15 protein-coding genes, 1 tRNA gene and 1 other RNA gene are annotated in these 18,767 nt (G+C 57.0%); 10 read left to right on the top strand and 7 right to left on the bottom strand.

Features of this window, described 5'->3' with window-relative positions:
- The first annotated feature begins 351 nt into the window (after positions 1–351).
- The gene (locus HMPREF2847_RS01720; protein ID WP_246821898.1) at positions 352–1,725 is read left to right on the top strand and encodes an HNH endonuclease signature motif containing protein; all 1,374 of its coding nucleotides are present in this window, start codon (positions 352–354) and stop codon (positions 1,723–1,725) included.
- Positions 1,726–1,727: 2 nt separating this feature from the next.
- Here HMPREF2847_RS01720 and prfB read toward each other — a convergent pair whose 3' ends face one another.
- The gene (gene prfB, locus HMPREF2847_RS01715; protein ID WP_038626269.1) at positions 1,728–2,840 is read right to left on the bottom strand and encodes a peptide chain release factor 2; all 1,113 of its coding nucleotides are present in this window, start codon (positions 2,838–2,840) and stop codon (positions 1,728–1,730) included.
- Between the two features lie 47 nt (positions 2,841–2,887).
- Here prfB and HMPREF2847_RS01710 point away from each other — a divergent pair, with 47 nt between their 5' ends.
- A complete protein-coding gene (locus HMPREF2847_RS01710) occupies positions 2,888–3,772 on the top strand; it encodes an inositol monophosphatase family protein (RefSeq protein ID WP_070851311.1) in 885 nt (294 codons plus the stop codon).
- Between the two features lie 10 nt (positions 3,773–3,782).
- Positions 3,783–4,583 carry a histidinol-phosphatase gene (hisN, locus tag HMPREF2847_RS01705; RefSeq protein WP_070851310.1) on the top strand — a complete coding sequence of 267 codons (801 nt, stop codon included), beginning with the start codon at positions 3,783–3,785 and terminating at the stop codon, positions 4,581–4,583.
- Between the two features lie 41 nt (positions 4,584–4,624).
- Here hisN and HMPREF2847_RS01700 read toward each other — a convergent pair whose 3' ends face one another.
- Positions 4,625–4,963: an ArsR/SmtB family transcription factor gene (locus tag HMPREF2847_RS01700; protein WP_070851309.1), complete on the bottom strand. Its 339-nt coding sequence runs from the start codon at positions 4,961–4,963 to the stop codon at positions 4,625–4,627.
- A 69-nt stretch (positions 4,964–5,032) separates the two neighbouring features.
- Here HMPREF2847_RS01700 and arsB point away from each other — a divergent pair, with 69 nt between their 5' ends.
- On the top strand, positions 5,033–6,100 hold the full coding sequence (gene arsB / locus HMPREF2847_RS01695; RefSeq protein ID WP_070851308.1) for an ACR3 family arsenite efflux transporter: 1,068 nt from the start codon (positions 5,033–5,035) through the stop codon (positions 6,098–6,100).
- 15 nt (positions 6,101–6,115) lie between these two features.
- Complete coding sequence (locus HMPREF2847_RS01690; protein WP_070851307.1) at positions 6,116–6,544, top strand: arsenate-mycothiol transferase ArsC; 429 nt, start codon at positions 6,116–6,118, stop codon at positions 6,542–6,544.
- Here HMPREF2847_RS01690 and HMPREF2847_RS01685 read toward each other — a convergent pair.
- Entirely contained in the window at positions 6,541–7,038 is a 498-nt protein-coding gene (locus HMPREF2847_RS01685; RefSeq protein ID WP_246821896.1) for a hypothetical protein, read from the bottom strand. The genes HMPREF2847_RS01690 and HMPREF2847_RS01685 overlap by 4 nt on opposite strands.
- Before the next feature lie 221 nt (positions 7,039–7,259).
- Between HMPREF2847_RS01685 and HMPREF2847_RS01680 the strand changes: the two genes are divergently transcribed.
- The 3 genes from HMPREF2847_RS01680 (at position 7,260) to HMPREF2847_RS01670 (ending at position 10,816) form a co-directional block, all read left to right on the top strand.
- On the top strand, positions 7,260–8,216 hold the full coding sequence (locus tag HMPREF2847_RS01680; RefSeq protein WP_070851305.1) for a DUF418 domain-containing protein: 957 nt from the start codon (positions 7,260–7,262) through the stop codon (positions 8,214–8,216).
- A gap of 2 nt (positions 8,217–8,218) precedes the next feature.
- Complete coding sequence (locus HMPREF2847_RS01675; RefSeq protein ID WP_070851304.1) at positions 8,219–9,247, top strand: trypsin-like serine protease; 1,029 nt, start codon at positions 8,219–8,221, stop codon at positions 9,245–9,247.
- 231 nt (positions 9,248–9,478) lie between these two features.
- Entirely contained in the window at positions 9,479–10,816 is a 1,338-nt protein-coding gene (locus HMPREF2847_RS01670; protein ID WP_070851303.1) for a sodium/glutamate symporter, read from the top strand.
- 474 nt (positions 10,817–11,290) lie between these two features.
- On the opposite strand, the gene HMPREF2847_RS01665 is transcribed toward HMPREF2847_RS01670, so the two are convergent.
- Both HMPREF2847_RS01665 and HMPREF2847_RS01660 read right to left on the bottom strand, forming a co-directional pair.
- Positions 11,291–11,364, bottom strand: a tRNA-Met gene (locus tag HMPREF2847_RS01665).
- A 200-nt stretch (positions 11,365–11,564) separates the two neighbouring features.
- On the bottom strand, positions 11,565–14,549 hold the full coding sequence (locus HMPREF2847_RS01660) for a UPF0182 family protein (protein ID WP_070851302.1): 2,985 nt from the start codon (positions 14,547–14,549) through the stop codon (positions 11,565–11,567).
- 151 nt (positions 14,550–14,700) lie between these two features.
- On the opposite strand from HMPREF2847_RS01660, the gene HMPREF2847_RS01655 reads away from it, so the two are divergent.
- Both HMPREF2847_RS01655 and HMPREF2847_RS01650 read left to right on the top strand, forming a co-directional pair.
- Positions 14,701–15,282 carry a PPA1309 family protein gene (locus tag HMPREF2847_RS01655; protein ID WP_070851301.1) on the top strand — a complete coding sequence of 194 codons (582 nt, stop codon included), beginning with the start codon at positions 14,701–14,703 and terminating at the stop codon, positions 15,280–15,282.
- Between the two features lie 263 nt (positions 15,283–15,545).
- Positions 15,546–16,385 (top strand): GDSL-type esterase/lipase family protein, encoded by an 840-nt coding sequence (locus HMPREF2847_RS01650; protein WP_070851300.1) that lies wholly within the window; start codon positions 15,546–15,548, stop codon positions 16,383–16,385.
- 105 nt (positions 16,386–16,490) lie between these two features.
- Here the strand turns inward: HMPREF2847_RS01650 and HMPREF2847_RS01645 are convergent, their stop codons facing one another.
- Together HMPREF2847_RS01645 and ssrA are read right to left on the bottom strand one after the other, a co-directional pair.
- Positions 16,491–18,188, bottom strand: a complete 1,698-nt coding sequence (locus tag HMPREF2847_RS01645; protein WP_255468879.1) for a heavy metal translocating P-type ATPase — start codon at positions 18,186–18,188, stop codon at positions 16,491–16,493.
- 141 nt (positions 18,189–18,329) lie between these two features.
- Positions 18,330–18,714: a transfer-messenger RNA gene (ssrA, locus tag HMPREF2847_RS01640) on the bottom strand.
- Positions 18,715–18,767 lie beyond the last annotated feature (53 nt).

Below are 18,767 nucleotides of genomic sequence, written 5' to 3'. Positions count from 1 at the left end.
CTGGCACTTGACAAAAACATAGGGACACCCCCCAGAGCGCGCGACCACACAGAAGTGCGCACTACGACAGCATTCGAAACCATTTTCCCCAAAAATCTTTAAATCACCCTTTACTTCGCCTACCTGTTCGATTAAAATGAGCGATGAAAGATTAAACGCGAGGATTAAAAACGCAGAATAACGTCGCCTAGCTGCTTAAAACTCGGAAAGTTAACACTCAAGGTTAGTCGAAAATATTTTCCCTACCTCTTCCTTATTTCAACATTTCAACGTCCAGGCCTTATCTTTCAGGGGGATTCAACAATGGCCAGCGGGGAACAGATACCACGGAAACGCACTTACGCTGCGGCGATGGAAGCAACAGCGCCACGCTTTCACCATGAGATTTCTCAAACAGCACCAGCACGTCTTGGAATTGACCGTAATCGAGCTGATCTGCAGCTTGCCCTTGCTTGTGTTCCGTCTTCTTCAACAAAAGATGTCGAAGATTACATCGCCAAAATCGCTCCAGCTCTTGGCATGTCGCGCGGGAGGACACTCCAGTACATCGATATCGGGATGCAGCTAGAGCGGCTCCCGCGGTTGAAAGAGCTTCTGCTCAAACGCGCACAGCTACCGCTTCCCCACATGCGGGTCATTGCCACAGCCATCCTCCCCTTGGATGACGCCTCTACTGTGAAATATTTCGAAGACCATCTCCTCGAACTGATCACGCCGAGAGTCAATGGTGAAGTTCTTCGCGGGGTTCGGAGTCTTCAACAGAATATTCAGCGATTGATTAATGAAGTCGGCCCGCTATTGCGCCCTAAAAATGAGTACGACCCGCCGATTACTTCGTTTCAAAAAGGCATCGAGCAAAAAGCTGGCGAATCTATAAAGTTCGAGTTAAAGGACAACCTCACTGAAGTCACCATGGAACTGATGCCTGAGCGGGCAATTGAGTTTCAGAAAGTCTTGGAAGAAATTACCGCTGATCAGGACTGCGACTTCGTCGAGGCTTTTTCACACCTTCTGCACGGGACTGCTCAGGTCACCGCCACATTGAATCTGTACTGCCCACTTACTCAAGACAAGCCGCAGGAGGCATGGATCGGCGGTCTGGGGTGGATCAACAAAATCGCCACTGAATCCTGGCTCGATCGAGTCACTAGCATCCGGCTACTAGCGGACGAGAAAACGGAAAAGTACTCGCCAACAGAGCGACAGCGTACTTACGTCCAAGGTAGAGACGGCACCTGCCGCTTTCCCGGATGCGATGTCGATGCGACGAAGTGCGACATCGACCACATTCAGCCGTATAACCACGAGAATCCCGAAGAAGGTGGCCAAACCGAAACGCCCAACCTCCATTGCCTATGCCGCCGCCACCACAATCTAAAAACGGCCGGTCTTTGGAATGTCGTGCGCGATATCGACGGCGTGGAGTACTGGACCTCCGTCACTGATCAAAGCACCGAAAAAGCTGCGCTTATCAGCACAGAGTCGGGGCCGCTCGCCGGTCACGGTCGCTACTCTTTCGATCTACGTAAGACGAAGAAAGCACAGACACTCAAGGAGTACAACGAGCAGAGGTTGGAACACCTCCGCGAATCACAGGAGCTGACAAATCAAGCTCGCGAAGAACTGGGAATGAACAAAAACGAGAGAAACGGAGAAGCCGACGAACCCACCACACCGGAAACACCCGAGGCACCGGAAGCGCCCGAAGACGAACCGCCCTTCTAGCGCTACTCGCCTTCGGACTGCTGAGCCATGCGCCAGCGAATACCGGCCTCGATGAAACCGTCTAGGTCACCGTCGAGGACCGACTGTGGGTTGTTGACTTCGTATTCGGTACGCAGATCCTTGACCATCTGGTACGGGTGCAGCACATAGGAGCGCATCTGGTTACCCCACGAGGCATTGCCGCCTGCGCCGAGAGCATCCAGCTCCGCGCGCTCTTCCTGGCGCTTCTTCTCCAGCAACTTCGCCTGCAGAACTCGCATGGCAGATGCCTTGTTCTGGTGCTGGGACTTCTCGTTCTGGCAAGTCACCACGATGCCGGTCGGGACGTGCGTAAGCCGGACCGCGGAGTCCGTGGTGTTCACCGACTGCCCACCTGGGCCGGAGGAGCGGTAGACGTCGATACGCAAATCTGACTCGGGGATGTCGATGTGATCCGTTTCCTCCACAACCGGCAGCACCTCGACCTCAGCGAAGGAAGTTTGACGGCGTCCCTGGTTGTCGAAAGGACTAATACGAACCAGCCGGTGCGCGCCCTGTTCGACCGAGAGGGTGCCGTACATGTACTCGCCATGGACGACGAAAGTAGCGGACTTAATACCGGCCTCTTCAGCGTAGGACGTGTCGTAAACCTCGACCTTATGCCCGTGCTTGTCGGCCCAGCGCAGGTACATGCGCATGAGCATCTCGGCCCAGTCAGCGGCATCCACGCCACCGGCACCGGAGCGGATGTTGATGACTGCCTCGCGCTCGTCGTAAGGCCCCGAAAGCATCGTCGTGACCTCGAGGGATTCGATGTCGGCACGCAGCTCAGCGCGTTCGGCATCGGCCATCTCGACGGCGTCGGGGTCGCCCTCCTCTTCCGCGAGTTCGTACATCACGGAGAGATCGTCGAGGCGCCCGCGCAGCGAGTCAATCTTTTTCTTCTTCGCCTGCGCCTGCGACAGTGCACTGGTGACCTGCTGCGCGTGGTCGGGGTCATCCCACAGCGACGGGTCGGCGGCCTGGGCTTCCAACTCCCTGATCCGGTCGGAAAGCTCGTCGACATCGACCACCTTCTCAATGGTGGTCAGCGTCGCGTCGAGTTCTTTGAGGTCAGCATTCAGATCCGGGTTCACGGGTACTACCTTAGCTATACCGCCTGTTTCGGTGCACAATAGGACGTATGTCTGAATCCACCGCCAGCCAAGATTCCAGCCAAGACCCGCACCAAGATTCCAGCCAGGACCTAGAACTCTTTCTTGCCCAAGTGTCCGAGTCGATTGTGGCATCGGATACCAGTGTTGCGGTTGCCATCGTGAAGCGTGCCGCTGCCATTGCTGCTCGCATGCGCGACGAAGGCCTGGTCACGGAGTACAAGACATCGATTTCCGACGTCGTCACCGCGGCCGACCGCGCAGCGGAGAAGTTCGTCGTCGAGGCTTTGGCCGCGCTCCGCCCGGAGGACGGCATCCTTGGCGAGGAAGGGTCGGCGAAGGAGTCCCAGTCTGGTCGCACGTGGGTGATTGACCCTGTCGATGGCACCTACAACTTCACCACTGGTTCGGACTACTGGTGCAGCGCATTGGCGCTGGTTATGGGAGATGCGAACAATCCGGACGAGGTCATCCTCGGCGCGGTGCACCGTCCGGCCACGGGCGAAAGCTGGATTGGTGGCCCCAGTCTCCCGACCACTCGTATCAACATTGACGGCACTGTTGACGATCTCCGGGTCACTGACCACCCGCTTTCGGAAGTCTGCGCAGCGACATACCTCCACACCACAGTGGTGAGCTCGAGCGAGGAATCCGAGGTCACAGCCACAAAGTCCTGGCTGGATGCAGTGTCCCGCAGCGCTACCTGGCGCATGCTGGGCTCAGCGTCAGTGGATATGGCAGGCGTGGCCGACGGCCGCATCGGCGTATGGTTCCAGCGCGACGTCGCGGCCTGGGACTGGCTGCCTGGATATGCGCTTATTACGGGCGCAGGCGGCGAAGGCACGTCGGTGGGGCGCTGGAAGCTCGCGGGCTCAAGCGGCCAGGTCGCAGAGCTGCGTGAGGTTCTGCGCTAGAATTTCGGCCATGACCACCTCTTACTCCGAAGATCTCGCCCTCGCACTCTCGCTTGCCGACGCAGCCGATGACCTCACAATGTCCCGCTTTGAGGCGGCCAATCTAGTCGTCGAGTCCAAGCCCGACCTCACACCGGTCTCCGATGCCGATATCGCGTGCGAAAAGCTGCTCCGCGAGATTCTGTCGGACAAGCGCCCGAGCGATGAGGTTCTCGGCGAAGAATTCGGTGGCGAAGCTGTGTTTGAGGGCCGTCAGTGGGTCATCGACCCCATCGACGGCACGAAGAACTTTGTGCGCAATGTCCCGGTCTGGGCCACCTTGATTGCCCTGTTGGAGGACGGTAAGCCCGTTGTCGGCGTGGTCTCCGCACCTGCGCTGGGACGCCGCTGGTGGGCGTCCAAGGGCGACGGCGCATTCAAGCGCGTGCAGGTCGGCGGCCGGGAAGCCGCTGAGCGCCTCATTGAAGTCTCGAAGGTGGCGAACATCGCGGACTGCTCAATTTCTAACTCTTCGCTCACAGGTTGGGCCGAGCGCGACCTGCGCGACAACTTCATCGGTCTCACCGATGACGCCTGGCGCCTTCGTGGCTATGGCGACTTCTTTTCCTACTGCCTGGTAGCGGAGGGTGCGGTCGATGTCGCCGCCGAGCCAGAAGTTTCCCTGTGGGACCTGGCAGCTCTTGCGATTCTGGTGGAGGAAGCTGGCGGCCGCTTCACTTCCCTAGCGGGAGTCGACGGGCCGCACGGCGGGGACGCAGTTGCGACGAATGGGTTGCTTCACGACGCTGTCGTCAAGCGCCTGAACGGGTAAACAGGGTTTCCAACCTATCGCGATTTGCGACGAGCGCCCCACTATCTCCCGTCCGCGTGACCGATATCCAGGATACGTCGCAGCTCAGCAAATACCTCAGGGCGTACCTCATGGGTTACTACCCGTCCACTCTTAGACCTAGTTAGCAGCCCGGCATCCGCCATGGTCTTTAAATGATGCGACACCGTCGGCTGACTAAGCCCAGAAACAGCGGCCAGCTCCCCCACGGTCATCGGACTACAGCCAGCGGCAGCGAGCTGAGACAAAATTTGCAGGCGCGTCGGTTGCGCCAGCGCTTTGAAGAGCGTTGCCGCAGCCTGTGCTTCCGCCGTGTCGAGAGGCCGACCGCCAAGTGCACAGCATTCTGAGATTTCGTCCATACCTGTTGAGGCTACACGGCCCCTCTAAATATATTGACAATCATCGATATATTGATTACACCGGAAACTATGACACAGACTACAAAGTCACTCAGCTTCCTAGATCGCTTCTTGCCGCTATGGATTGCAGCTGCAATGGCAATTGGCCTCATTCTGGGCAAAATTGCACCGTCACTTGTGAACTGGCTGGCAGAGGCAAAAATTGCGACAATTTCCGTACCAATCGCCATCGGCTTGCTGGTCATGATGTACCCACCGCTCGCAAAGGTTCGATACGACAAAACGGGCGAAATTTTGACATCAAGGAAGCTGATGGGCATCACAGTCTTCCTCAATTGGATTCTCGGCCCCGCACTGATGTTCATCCTTGCCTGGATATTCCTCAGCGATAGTCCAGAACTACGCACTGGCGTGATTATCGTCGGTCTCGCCCGCTGCATTGCAATGGTTTTGGTCTGGAACGACCTATCTTGCGGCGATACTGAAGTCGCTGCCGTACTGGTGGCCGTAAACTCGCTATTTCAAATTCTCATGTTCGGCGCTCTAGGATGGTTCTACCTGCAGATTCTGCCCTCCTGGTTGGGACTGGAAACCACTTCCGCCACCTTTTCTTTTTGGGCAATCGCACTGTCCGTAGTGGTATTCCTCGGTATTCCGCTTCTGGCTGGCGCAGCATCACGCATAATTGGTGAACGCACCCGTGGTCGCGACTGGTATGAAAATGAGTACTTGCCCAAAATCTCACCATTGGCGCTTGCCGGCCTTCTATACACAATCGTGTTGCTCTTTGCGCTTCAGTCACAGCAGATTCTTGAGAATCCCTGGACCGTTGCGAAAGTGGCGCTACCACTAGTGATCTACTTCCTCGCCATGTTCGCAATCGCTCTCACTTCAGCCAAGGCCGCGGGCATGAACTACGCAACCTCCGCATCGATTGCCTTTACGGCCGCCGGAAATAACTTCGAGTTGGCAATTGCGGTTGCGATTGGCACCTTCGGCCCATTGTCCCAGCAAGCACTTGCGGGAACGATTGGACCACTTATTGAAGTACCCGTACTCGTTGCACTTGTCTACGTCACCCGCTGGCTCGGACCGCGCCTTTTCCCCAATGACCTTTCCGTACCGGACAAACTATAGAAAAAGGATTCTGAAATGAAGGAAATCCCGAAGGTACTTTTCATCTGCGTGGCAAATGCCGGTAAATCCCAGATGGCCGAGGCCATTGCGCGTGCAAAATATGCCACGCAGTTCACCGCCCTTTCAGCAGGAACGAACCCCAAAACTACTACCAATGCGCTTGCAGCCAAATCAGTTGCAGAAATCGGCGCCTCTATGGACGGTGCATCGCCAAAGCCCATTGACCCTACGATTCTCCGGACTGCAGATCGTGTTGTCATCATCGGCGATGCCGCTCATGTAGAGCTCCCCTCGGACGCTGAAGGCTCACTCGAGCGTTGGCTTACTGACGAGCCTTCAAAACGAGGCATCGACGGAGAAGAACGCATGGACCTGATTCGCGATGGCCTCGAGCGCCGTATCGACGAGTTAGCTGTCGAACTCCGTTCCACTAAGAATTCCTAAGCGGCAGAATCCAACAAAAGCCTCCTTATCGCCAGCGTAAGCCACACGACTGCGCCGACGCCTGCGATGAGGCCGAGGAGCAGGAATATCAGACCGACTCCCCAAAGCCCGGTGGTGTCGTCAGTGCCGGCGATGATGCTCCAGCACAGGGCATAGCCGGCGACCGCTGCCCACCACGTGGGCAGAAGGTTCAGAGTTGGGGCGGGCACGCGCATCATGGCAGAGGCAGTAAGGATGACCATCGCGAAGCCACTGCAGAAAACCTGCCATGGCGAGTAGTCGTATTCGCCCTCGAGCGTCCACGCGAGCGTACAAAAGCAGATTAGGAATGCTGCGACAAAGACGAAAATCGTGTGCCCAAACGCGATACGCTCACCGTACTTTTTGGCCAGCCACACGGCACCCATCCAAGCGAGAGCGGTGGGGATGGCAATAATCAACAGGTACGCGAGGAAGACTCCTGGCACCTCAGCCCAGGTGAAACTCGTCAGCATTGATCTCATGCCACTAGGTTACGCGTGCCCCTGGGCTTTTTTGAACGCGCTAGTTTCCCAGTAAAAACACAGACGAAACACTGTGTTTTACACATGCTCACTTAATGTATTGTCAGATTCGGCTGCTACAACTAGAAAGTCGTTTTCAATACGCCATTTGTAGAGAGTGCTTTTTACCAAAGAGCACCTCCCTATACGTTGTAGTAAAGGAGAAATCTGGGGTGAATAAACCTACCCGAATCGTGGGGCTTGATATAGCGCGCTCACTCGCCATCATCGGCATGATTATTGTCCATATGGCCTCACTACTTTGGAGCACAAAGGTTGTGCTCTCTGGCCTACCCTCATCACTGTTCGCCATCATCGCCGGCGCCACAATGATGATCATCGGCCGTAATTACAGCAGCACTACCTTCTTGCGTCTAATCACCCGCGGTGCCCTGATCATTCTCATCGGCCTGGCACTATTGCCGGTCGGTGGAGAAATTCAGGTGGTCCTCGTCATCATGGGCCTGGTAATGATGCTGGTTTCCTGGATGCCAGCGCTCGGAACCTGGTGGCGAGTCGGCTTCTTCATCGCCGCAACCATCGCCGCCACAATCAAGTACGCGCCTATGACGCTGCCACAGATCTATCCGCTACTCGCGTGGATTGCATATTTCATCGGCGGCATGCTGCTTTACGACGTCTACTTGCGCGGTCGCCTGCAAAGCACTTCCACCTCTGAGACCAGCACTAATACTCGGTTGAGCTGGATTGTTACCGCTGTCAGCGTTGTCATCACTGCCGTCGGCATGTACTTCCGATTTGATCCCGAGATTGCTGGCTGGCTCCGCTTTACCGGACACACTGGCGTCTTCGGAGAAATCATCCTCTCCGTCGCAGTTGCCGCCATTGTGCTGCACTTGTGCCTTTTCGTAGGCGACCGCTTCCCAGCTGTGGTTTACCCATTCGCGGCTATGGGAACAATGTCACTGACTATCTACATCCTGCACGTTCTCACCGCGTTTTATTGGCAGCAGAATGTTGTATTGCATTCCACGTTGTCCGCAGCAGGTTTCATCGTATTCTTCCTCGTCGTCGCTAGCCTCTGGAAGAAGTTTGTCGGACAGGGCCCTGCCGAAAAACTCGTTGCCACCGCAATCAAGGCCATTGTTCCTTCTGGGAAAGGGAAATAACCGTGAAGAAAACATCTTTTTCCATCGCAGCAATTGTTAGCAGCACCCTGCTTCTATCTGCAGCCCCAGCTCTTGCATTGGAAAACGGCGAACCCGCACCTGCGAATGCTGAAAGCAGTTCTGTGGCCGCGCTGAAGATTGGCAAAATCGGCAATTTCGGTGACTGTACCGGAACGCTGGTTGCCGACCAGTGGGTGCTCACTGCACGCCACTGCCTGGAGTCTGTGAACAACGAAGGGACCCAGGCCCGCATCGGCGGGAAGGTCTACGATGCCGATTCTTGGGCGCTGTCTCCAATGTCTGATGCGGGGTTGCTCCACCTGACCCAAAAGGTCACTGACGCAACACCCGCGAATGTTTCCCGCGATATCCCAACACCTGGACAGACGGGAACTCTCTATGGCTGGAGCAGCAGCTCGTCGATGGCCCGATCCGGACAGCTTCCGATGACCAAGATGGTCGTCAATGAGTTGCTAGGCGGAGGACCGGCTGATGGAACTCCAGGTGAGGCTGCTCCAGATGGGGCCGCTCCTGGTGAGGCTGTTCCGGGCGAAGCTGTCATGCCGGGTGCAGTTAAACCGGATGCAGTAAAGCCAGATGACTCCAAAACCGAGTCCATCCCCGCAGGAACGGAAAGCATCCCAGCCGACGCTGCCATGATGCCAATGATTCAAAGCGCCATCCTGGACGCACATTCCGTCTCTGGCGCGGGTATGCAGGGCGGTGACTCCGGCGGCCCGTTCTTCGTCGACGGCAAGCTCGCGGGCCTGGCTACTGCCGGAACCTCCAATGGCGATCCTGACCTCCCCTCCCCCAGCGCAGCTATCACCACCCTCGCTGGCACGGCTGACTGGATCGATGACATCACCTCTGGCCGAGACACAGAAAGCGTGCTGACCGCGGAGAACACTCCTGCTCCGCCAAAGACCATTCAGACCAGCGCCGATCACATGTGGGGTTACCTCGCCATCGCGTGCGTTGGCCTGGTTGTCGCAGCAGCCTGGTCGCGCATTAGGAATGGCCGACAGTAGAACCGTCTAACCACAACCACAAGCCGCCTCCCCGGAAAGTACTGGGTAGGCGGCTTTTATCGTGCATGCGAGGAACTTAATCGTGACTGAAGCCACAAAATCTCTCGGTAACTGACGTACAATCGTGAGGTATTCCTATGGTTTTATTCCAATTTTTCTAAGAATCGACGATGCGATTCACATAATTGCTAATTGGTGAAACCCCACCAACGAGAAAGGTAATCAATTCCCGTGGATGGTTACACGCCCTTCGACGTCTTGATGGATATCGGTTGGATTTCGTTGCTGCTCATCATCGGTAATTTGATGCGGCGATTCATCCCCTGGTTCCAGAAGCTTCTCATCCCTGCACCGATTACTGCGGGTTTGCTCGGCTTGCTACTAGGCCCCAACGCTTTGGGAATCATCCAGTTCAGCGAGCACTTCGGCGACTATGCGACGATTCTAATCGCTGCAGTCTTCGGTGCCCTTCCGTTCACAATGGACTTCGATGCCAAGGTTCGCCAGCGCGCGCGAACAATGTGGTCCTATTCCGTGGGCATGTACCTGGCACAGTGGGGCTTCTTCGCACTGCTTGGCGTGATTCTTTTCGCCCCGCTGTTCAATACTCCGGACTGGTTCGGCATCATGCTGCCCGTCGGCTTCGTCGGCGGTTTCGGTGTGGCAGCAGCAGTTGGTGGCGCACTGGATTCGGCCGGCATGACTGAGGCCACGAGTTTGGGCTTTACAGCCGCCGCGGTGGGCATGTTTTCCGCAATTGTCGGTGGCGTTATCTTTGCCCGCTGGGGTTCAAAGAAGGGGCACACCAACGAGTTGCCCGCCTTGGATAAACTGCCGGAGGACATGCGTACCGGCATCATCTCTCTTCCCGGCCAGCGACCAAGCGTGGGACGCGCGACCACGAGCCCGTCCTCAATTGAGCCGATTGCGCTGCATGTCGCGGCACTGGCGGTGACTCTCTTCCTGGCGAATATCCTGACTAACTTGGTCAATGACGCTTTCCCGGCCTTGAGCTTCCCGCTGTTCGCGATGGCCTTCCTCGTCGGCCTGGCGGGTGTTGGAGTACTGCACCTGATTAAGGCACCGCACTACCTGGATACGAAGTTGATGGGTTCGGTCTCCGGGGCGTCGACGGACTTCCTGGTTGCAGTGGGCATTGCGTCGATTGTGCCGGCAGTGGTGGCCACCTACATCGTCCCGCTGATTATTCTGTTCGTCGTGGGGCTGGCCTTCTGCCTGGTGTTGTTCTTCTACGTCGCACCACGAGTCTTCGAACATGGTTGGTTCGAACGCGCCGTATTCAGCTGGGGCTGGGCAACCGCTTCCGTAGCCACGGGCATCGCCGTCCTGAAGATTGTGGACCCGGAGCAGAAATCCGGCACTCTCGAGGAGTTCGGCATGGCCTACGTGGGCTTCGCACCATTCGAAATCGCGGCGGCCATCCTCGCCCCCATCGCCATTATCGCCGGACTGGTGTGGCTATTCGGTGGGGTCGCACTTATCGGTGGCCTGGCTCTGTTGATTCCGCCGATAATCTGGCTGAAGAAATCGAAAGCCAAGGCTTCGTAGAGTTCTTTATGAAGGGGCGAAAAAAGGAACGAGTCACTCCGCATCCGCCCACATTTCGAGCCCACCGTGGGCTGTCCGGGCCTGTCTGGCAGCTGTCTGCCAGCTGTCTGCCCACCGTTTTGCCAGTATTGCGCTCACTTATCGATGCATGATTCACCCATCGATGCGCTCCAGCGTATCCATAAGTGAATAACTCATCGATATGTGAAACCGAAAGCTAGCAGCGCGTACATGAGCCGAGGCAAATCGACCAGAATCAACCCAGCAACCCCTCAAGCTAAGTACCTTCAGGCCGACTAATCGAGCAGCGCCTCACGCTGCATTTCTGATGACCGCCCTTCAACGCTCGGTTGTGAAGTGCGCGAGTTCGTCAGACCCAACGACTACCCAACGGCTTAACCCCCAAACGGTGATTTGACCCCCGAATAAAGAAAACCCCTACCAGCGTTTGCACCGGTAGGGGTCTCTTCTTAGTGGCGGGGGCTGGATTCGAACCAACGACCTCTGGGTTATGAGCCCAGCGAGCTACCGAACTGCTCCACCCCGCGTCAACTGTCCTGGCTTTTACAAGCACTCACAGCGGGTGCTGACCTCTCTGGCCAACGAGAAGTAACTGTAGCACGGAGGTCCCAACAAAGACCAATCCCCAGGTCATAGCGGGTTTCTCTACAACCTGGGGATCCTATAGACCATAAGAACCTATGATTCTCGGCTAATCTCTCGTTGCAAGCCTTACTCTCTGTAAACCTTACTGGCCGTTAGCCTTCTGGTAGTCAGTGGCAGCGCGGTCGAGCTCGGCAAGTGCCTGGCCCTGGGCTGCATAGTCACCGTTCTTCTGGGCGTCGTTAAGCTTTTGCAGCGCGTCGGAGATACGGCGAGCGGCGTCGTCACGCGCAGCGACATCAACCTTGCGCTCTTCCTTCGGCGCCTCGTCGTCGGATTCGGCGGCGGCACCCTTGTCCTTATCTGCCGGCTGCTCCTCAGCCTCTTCCTCACCGCGGACCTTGGTCACGGCGGAAGCGTCGATACCGACCTGGCTCAGAGCCTCAGTGACCGTGGCGCCGTAGCCCACCTGACCGCGGTAAGCAACGAGAATGCGCAACAGCTTCGGGAATGCGGTCTCCTGGCCCTTGCGCTGGGTGTAGACCGGTTCGACGTAGAGAATCTCGCCATCACCAACCGGCAGCGTCAGCAGGTTACCGTTGGTGACCACGTTCGTGCCCTCGAGCAGGGTGCGGTCCTGGGCGACCTCATCTGCGGACATCATCGTGTCCTGCGCCTGACGTGGACCCATGGTCTGGGTGTTGGTCGGCAGGGCACGGATGGTGATTTGACCGTACGTCTCCGGATCGGAGGAAGCACTCATCTGGGCGGCGAGGAACTCGCGCTCCAGACCACGGAAAGCGGAAATCAGCTGGAAGCTCGGCTTGCCGGTCTTCGGATCGGAAGCAACAACGTAGTACGGCGGCTGGGAGAGATTCTTCTCTTCCGGTGCGGTCGGATCGGACGGGACGGACCAGAAGGAATCGTTGGCGAAGAACACACCCGGATCGCTGACGTGGTACTTGGCCATCAGCTCACGCTGAACCTTAAACAAGTCCTCCGGGTAACGCAGATGCTCCTGCAGCTCCTCGGAAATCTCTGACTTTGGCTTCACCACACTCGGGAAGACGCCTTCCCAGGCCTTGAGCACCGGATCCTTCTCATCGAACTCGTAGAGCTCAACGGTGCCATCGTAGGCATCGACGGTCGCCTTGACCGAGTTGCGGATGTAGCTGACCTCGCTGTTCGGCAGCGGGCGTGGAGTGCCATCCGGGTTAATGGAGTCCTGCGTGGTCTCCTGAAGACTCATGCGCTGGGAGTACGGCATCTTGGCCAACGTGGTGTAGCCGTCGACGATCCACTTCATACGGCCATCGACTACAGCCGGGTACGTCTTGGTGTCGGTAGTCAGCCATGGGGCGACCTTCTGAACACGGTCACGCGGATCGCGGTTGTAGATGATCTTGGAGTCCGGCCCAATGCGGTCGGACAGCAGGATGTTGAGTTCCTGGTAACGGGTGGCGAAAATCATGCGGCTGGCAAGTCCGCCAACGCCAACACCGCCCTCACCGTCGTAGGTGAAGTTTCGGCCGTCAGCATCGTACTCGTAGTCGTTGCCGTCACCATTGCCGCCGACAATCGCGTAGTCGGCATCGCTGTTGGCGATAACCGGACCGTAGTAGATACGCGGCTGCTTCAGGTTCAGATTCATGCCGTTCGGGTCCTCGGACTCGAACAGGTCAGCCACGGTGTACAACGGGTAACCACCGCGGGCGGAACCGGACTCAGAGGCAACCTCATCGACCTTGTTAGCCGGCGCGGCAACGAAACCATTGCCGTGGGTGTAGACCGTGTGACGGTTGATCCAGTCAGTCTGGTTGCCCTGCAGCGTCTGCGGGTTCAGCTCACGAGCAGCGACGATGAAGTCACGGGACGCGCCATCAATCTGGTAGCGGTCAATGGCAAGCGGATCGGAGAAACCATAGAAGTTCTTCAGCTGGCGCTGCTGCGTGAAGGTACGTGGCAGCACTTCCGGATCCAGAATTCGGATATTGGCCAGAGTAGCGGCATCGCGCGAGATCGAATCCGCACCTTCCTTTGCTGCCTCCTTATCGCCTTCCTTTTCAGCCGGAACGCCCCAGTCGCGCTCGACCTTCACCTTGTCGTCGGTAAGCCCGTAGTGGTAGCGCGTCGATTCAATATTGCGCGCAATGTACTCGCGTTCCTTGGAAGCGCGGTTCGGGTTAACCGAGAACTGCTCAACTGCCATCGGCCAGGCCACGCCAATCAGCCCCGCGGAAACCAACATCAGCACAGTGGCAAACGCCGGGATGGAAAGATTGCGCAAGAAAATGGCTGCAAAGAATGCAGCGGCCACGACAATTGCGATGACCAGCAGCGTAATTTTCGCCGGCAGCAGCGCATTGATATCGGTGTAGGAACCACCGGTGAAGGTCTTCTGCTTGTTATTCAGCAGTTCATAGCGGTCCAGCCAGTAAGACACAGCCTTGAGCAGCATGAAAACACCGGCCCAGCACGCCAACTGCGCACGAGCCGCATTGGAAACGCGGGTCTTCTCCCCTGTAGTCGGATTACCTGGGCGGATACCACCAAGGAAGTAATGCGTCACCAGCGACAGCAGGAACGCAATAACTACCAGGACAACCAGCGTCGACACGATGTACGACCACAGCGGCAACTGGAACGCATAGAAGCCCAAGTCCTTGCCGTACTGCGGGTCTGTCTCACCGAAGGACTGTCGGTTTAAGAACAGCTGCACCGTCTGCCATTTGCCCTGCCCCACAAGGCCACCGAGTACGCCGAATACAACAGGCAGCGTGGTGAACATCGACTTCGAACCAGATTCAGCCATCCGTCGGTACACTGCCTGCGGGCTGCGCGGATCCGTCAGCCCGAGGTCGACGGGACGGGAGCGCCACGCCAGCCACATAGATAGAAATGTCAGTGCGCCCGTTATCAGGCCTACGGTGATAAACAGGACGATACGAGTGAGCCACGTGGTGGCGAATACCCCTCGATAGTCCACTTCACCGAACCACTGAAAGTCCGTATAAAAACTGACGGCGATTGGAATAACAAAGGTCAGCGCGGCAATCACCAACACGGTAATTGCCAGCCACCCCGGGCGGCCACCCGCCGATCGTCTCGGTCGAGTCTGGTTTAGAGACAACGTCTCTCCTGTCCAAGTTGAACTTGACTTGCCAGCGAGCTGGTAAGTCGGTCGTACGCTTATCTGTCATCTACTCTAAATAAAGTTCCTAACATTTGACTAAGGATGCTGTTAATACAGCGTTGCCAGGAAAGGGGCGTCGTCAAGCGTCATGAGCGAAAACAGCGGAACCCAGACTCATCTCAGCCAGCAGGCACTCAATCGCGCCGTACGCGAGGCTGTCGAATACGTCCACGCCGAAGGTTGGGACCGCGCCCCGAGTCTCTTCGCCCTCGTCCCCACCGCCGCGCTTGCCGACGTGCTTGCCGACGAGCTGATTGACAGCGCCCCGCTGACCGTCGTTGCGCAGGAACCTCTCCCCGAGAGAATTGAAGGTGGTAGCCCTGAGTTGGCGGACTTTATCGCTCGGACATCGTGGCCGGCAGGTGTCGTTGGTGCCGTGCTGGCGCAGGAGATTATGGTGATTGCCCCGGAGCAGGCGGACAGTTTTGAGGGTGCATCCCTGGACGAGGTACGGGCGCAGGCGGATGGTGAGGCGGCTCGTCAGGCACGTCTTTTCAGTGGTGTTATCAGTGAAGGTCCACACCTAACGCTGATTCAGCCGCGCCCCACAGAAGCGGAACTGGATGAGCGTGGCCCCTTTGCTGAAGATGAGATTGAGCTAAAAGATGGTTCTGGGGTAGCCGATGGTGTCATCGCTGCGCTGTATTCCACGTTCGGAAGTAACTCATAACTCCACCTACCAGCGATAAGAGACAAACAAGAGGCGTTGAAAGAGTCGAATATCCATATAACTAGCTGGTTCCGGTTGACATCAGGACTAGAACCTAGTTGTATAACAAAGTGATAAAGGCACGTCTCTAAGTATCCGCTCAGGGTTCTGTCGGACTTGGTTCTGTCGGACTTGGTTCTTCCAGGGACGGTCTGTGGCGAAGAAATCGCGAGTGTAGCGCGAGTTTTTCCTTCTATAGGTTTTCAACTAAGAGGTTTTTAATTATGAAGAACAACGTTGTTCGCCGTGCAGCAGCCTCGGCAGCTGCAGCTTCTGCGCTGGCAGCCTCCCTCCTGACTGGCGGTGTTGCCAACGCTCTTCCTACTGGTAACTACGTTGCCTTCGGCGATTCCTTCGCTGCTAACCCGGGTCAGTCCGATCCGGCCGTACCGGGCCGTGGTGGCTGCCCGATTTCGGTTTCGAACATCGGCTCTCACGTTGCTCGTGAAACTGGCCTTGAACTGCACGACTACTCCTGCAATGGCACTACCGCTTTCATGCCGACTCAGCCGCAGAAGTCCCTGATGGGTCAGGTTGACAACGCCATCGCTCAGGGCTCCCTCGGTCCGGCTACCCAGCTGGTGACCATTTACGTTGGCGCCAATGACGCGATGCAGGGCGCTGTGCTGCCAATGCCGGTTCAGGATGACCTGTACACCACCAACGTTGTGGCCGCTGTGGAGAAGATCAGGGCCGCTAACCCAACTACTCGCGTCATGCTGATTGGCTACCCGGCCTTCACCTCTAATGACCCGACTCACTACGCTTGCCCGGTTAACGCCGCAGGTTTTGCACCGCACATTCCGGCTGCCGGCATGCACCACTTTGAGATGGCTCTGCAGAACCGTCAGCAGCGCGCTGCCGCTGAATCCGGCATTGGTTTCGTCAACATGAAGGAAGTTACCCACATCGACGTCGCAATGTGTGGTCCGGACGGTGAGCGTCAGGTCTCCGCAATCCTGGATACCGATGTTGCTTCCTACAACATGACCAACCACCCGACTTTCCACGGCTCGGCAGTTACTGGCACCACTATCGCCAACGTTTACAAGAGCACTTTCTAAGACTTCTCAACGTCGCTCAGGCGTTATAGAGCGTAAAACCCTCGACCCCGCTTTGAAAAGTGTGGTCGAGGGTTTTGCTATCCCTTGCGCTGCGGGCTCCAGTTTTTACACTTTCGCTTCCGCCACGTCCGCTTCTGCAGTGACCTTAACGCGTTCTCTTCCTTTCAGCGCGCGGAGGGCATAGAGAATTGTTGCTAGGTCGATAACCTCCTGCAGTAGTGCACCGACCACTGCTGGGATGTAGCCGAATGCCGCAACAAGCATCAGCGCAACGGAAAGCACGATACCAATCCAAATGGCTGTCTTGGCTACGGTCAGTGTCCAGCGTCCAATATCGATAGCTCGTGCCACTCGCGAGATATCGTCGCGAGTGATGACCACATCTGCGGCCTCGGAGGCTTCCGTGTCACCGCGCGCGCCCATGGCAATACCGACGCCAGCAGCTGCGAGCACCGGGGCATCATTGATTCCGTCGCCCACCATGATGACCGGGTGCGGCTCCATCTCCTTCAACAGGCGTACCTTATCCTGCGGCAGCAGCGAAGCATGGTATTCGGAAATACCCACCTGACCTGCAATTGCATGCGCGGTATTGGCATTGTCACCGGTGAGCACCACAGTCCGTTCAAAGCCGTGGTGCTGGAGCGCACTAACTAGCTCCGCTGCATTTGTGCGTGGTTGATCATCCAGGATTAGTGCGCCGGCGTACTTATTGTCGATGGTGACGTACGCCGCCGTCTGCCCATGACGGAAGGCAATTTCCCTGACTTCCGGCGCTACCCGACGAATAAAGTCCAGCGTGCCGACGCGCACCTTCACCCCAGCTACCGTGGCCTCCACACCTTCAGCATCTACTTCCATACCATCTTCGGCCACTGGGAGTTCCAGCCCTTCGGCGGCCTGAATAATGCTGTCGGCCAGGACGTGCGTGGAGAACTGCTCGGCTGCCGCAGCATAAGCAAGCATCTGGTCACGCTCGATGCCTTCCGTGTGGACCTCGGCGACTGTTGGTCGGCCATAGGTCAGCGTGCCGGTCTTATCGAAGGCGATTGACTTAGCAGCTGCCAGGCTCTCTAGGACGGCACCGCCCTTAACAATCACACCGGCATTGGATGCACGACTCATACCGCCGAGAAACGCCACCGGAGCACCGATCAGCAGCGGACACGGGGTCGCCAAAACGAGTACCTCAGCGAAGCGCACGGGGTCGCCGCTGACAATCCATGCCACAGCTGCGATGAGCAGTGAAACTACTGTAAACGGCACCGCGTAGCGATCCGCCACACGCACAATTGGTGCCTGCTGATCCTCCGCCTGACGCACCAGCGCAATAATCTTCTGGTACTGAGAATCGGCTGCCGACTTGGATGCTTGAATGCGAACTGCCTGTGTTCCGTTGACGGAACCTGACAGAATCGTGTCCCCGACATTCTTATGTACAGCCCCTGCCTCACCTGTCAGCGAAGACTCGTCGACCGACGTTTTATCAAAAGTCACTCCGTCAACCGGAACGACCTCCGACGGGCGTACCAGCAGGTAGTCGCCTTTTGCGACATCCTCAATGAGGATTTCCTCCGCATCATCCGGCGTCGCATCCAGCGACGGCAGACGACGCGCCATATGCGGTGCGCGGTCGAGAAGACTGCGCAAATCCCGCTTTGCGCGGTAGGCCGCGTAGTTTTCCAATGCCTCACCGCCGGTGAGCATTAGAGCAATAATCGATGCCGCGATATACTCCCCCACCGCAAGGGTCGCAACCATTGCAATAACAGCAAGAATATCTAACCCGAATTCCCCGCGCATTATCTGCTTTATCATGTCGAATACCGTCAAAATTATGACAAATCCAACAAAGACAGTTGCAACATGATGGGAAAAGCGACTACACGACATAAAAAATATAAAAAGCAAAATCCCCGGCCGTAATGACCGGGGATTTCCTATCCGTGGAGCTGCCGAGAATTGAACTCGGGTCCACCGCCAACTCGCCAGGGCTTCTCCGTGCGCAGTTCGCACGATCGCCTCTACTCGACCCTTCGGCTCAGGCAAACATGTCCGAATGACGGGCCCAGCCGCAAGTAAGAAGATCCCCGATGAGCCTTACGGCGCACCCATCGGGCGAGCCCTTTTAAGTCGATGCCAGGGTCCGGACCAAAGGGCAAGCCCGGTCTGACAGACACGCTAGTCGCTTAATTAGGCAGCGAGAGCGTAGTCGCGCTGAGTGTTCTCGGCGCTTAATCAGTTGCTACGACGCTTAAACGGTGGTCTCTAGCCTGCACCGGCACGCTTCCCCTGGCTCACTGTACGGTGTCGAAACCATGTCAGCCCCATACAATGCCTTCGAGCACGGGAAAGTGCGTTGCGCTCAAAGGATGTTCAAGA

This window comes from Corynebacterium sp. HMSC074C03 (assembly GCF_001838285.1).
GTDB lineage: Bacteria > Actinomycetota > Actinomycetes > Mycobacteriales > Mycobacteriaceae > Corynebacterium > Corynebacterium amycolatum.
This window is presented reverse-complemented; position numbering and strand designations above follow the sequence as displayed.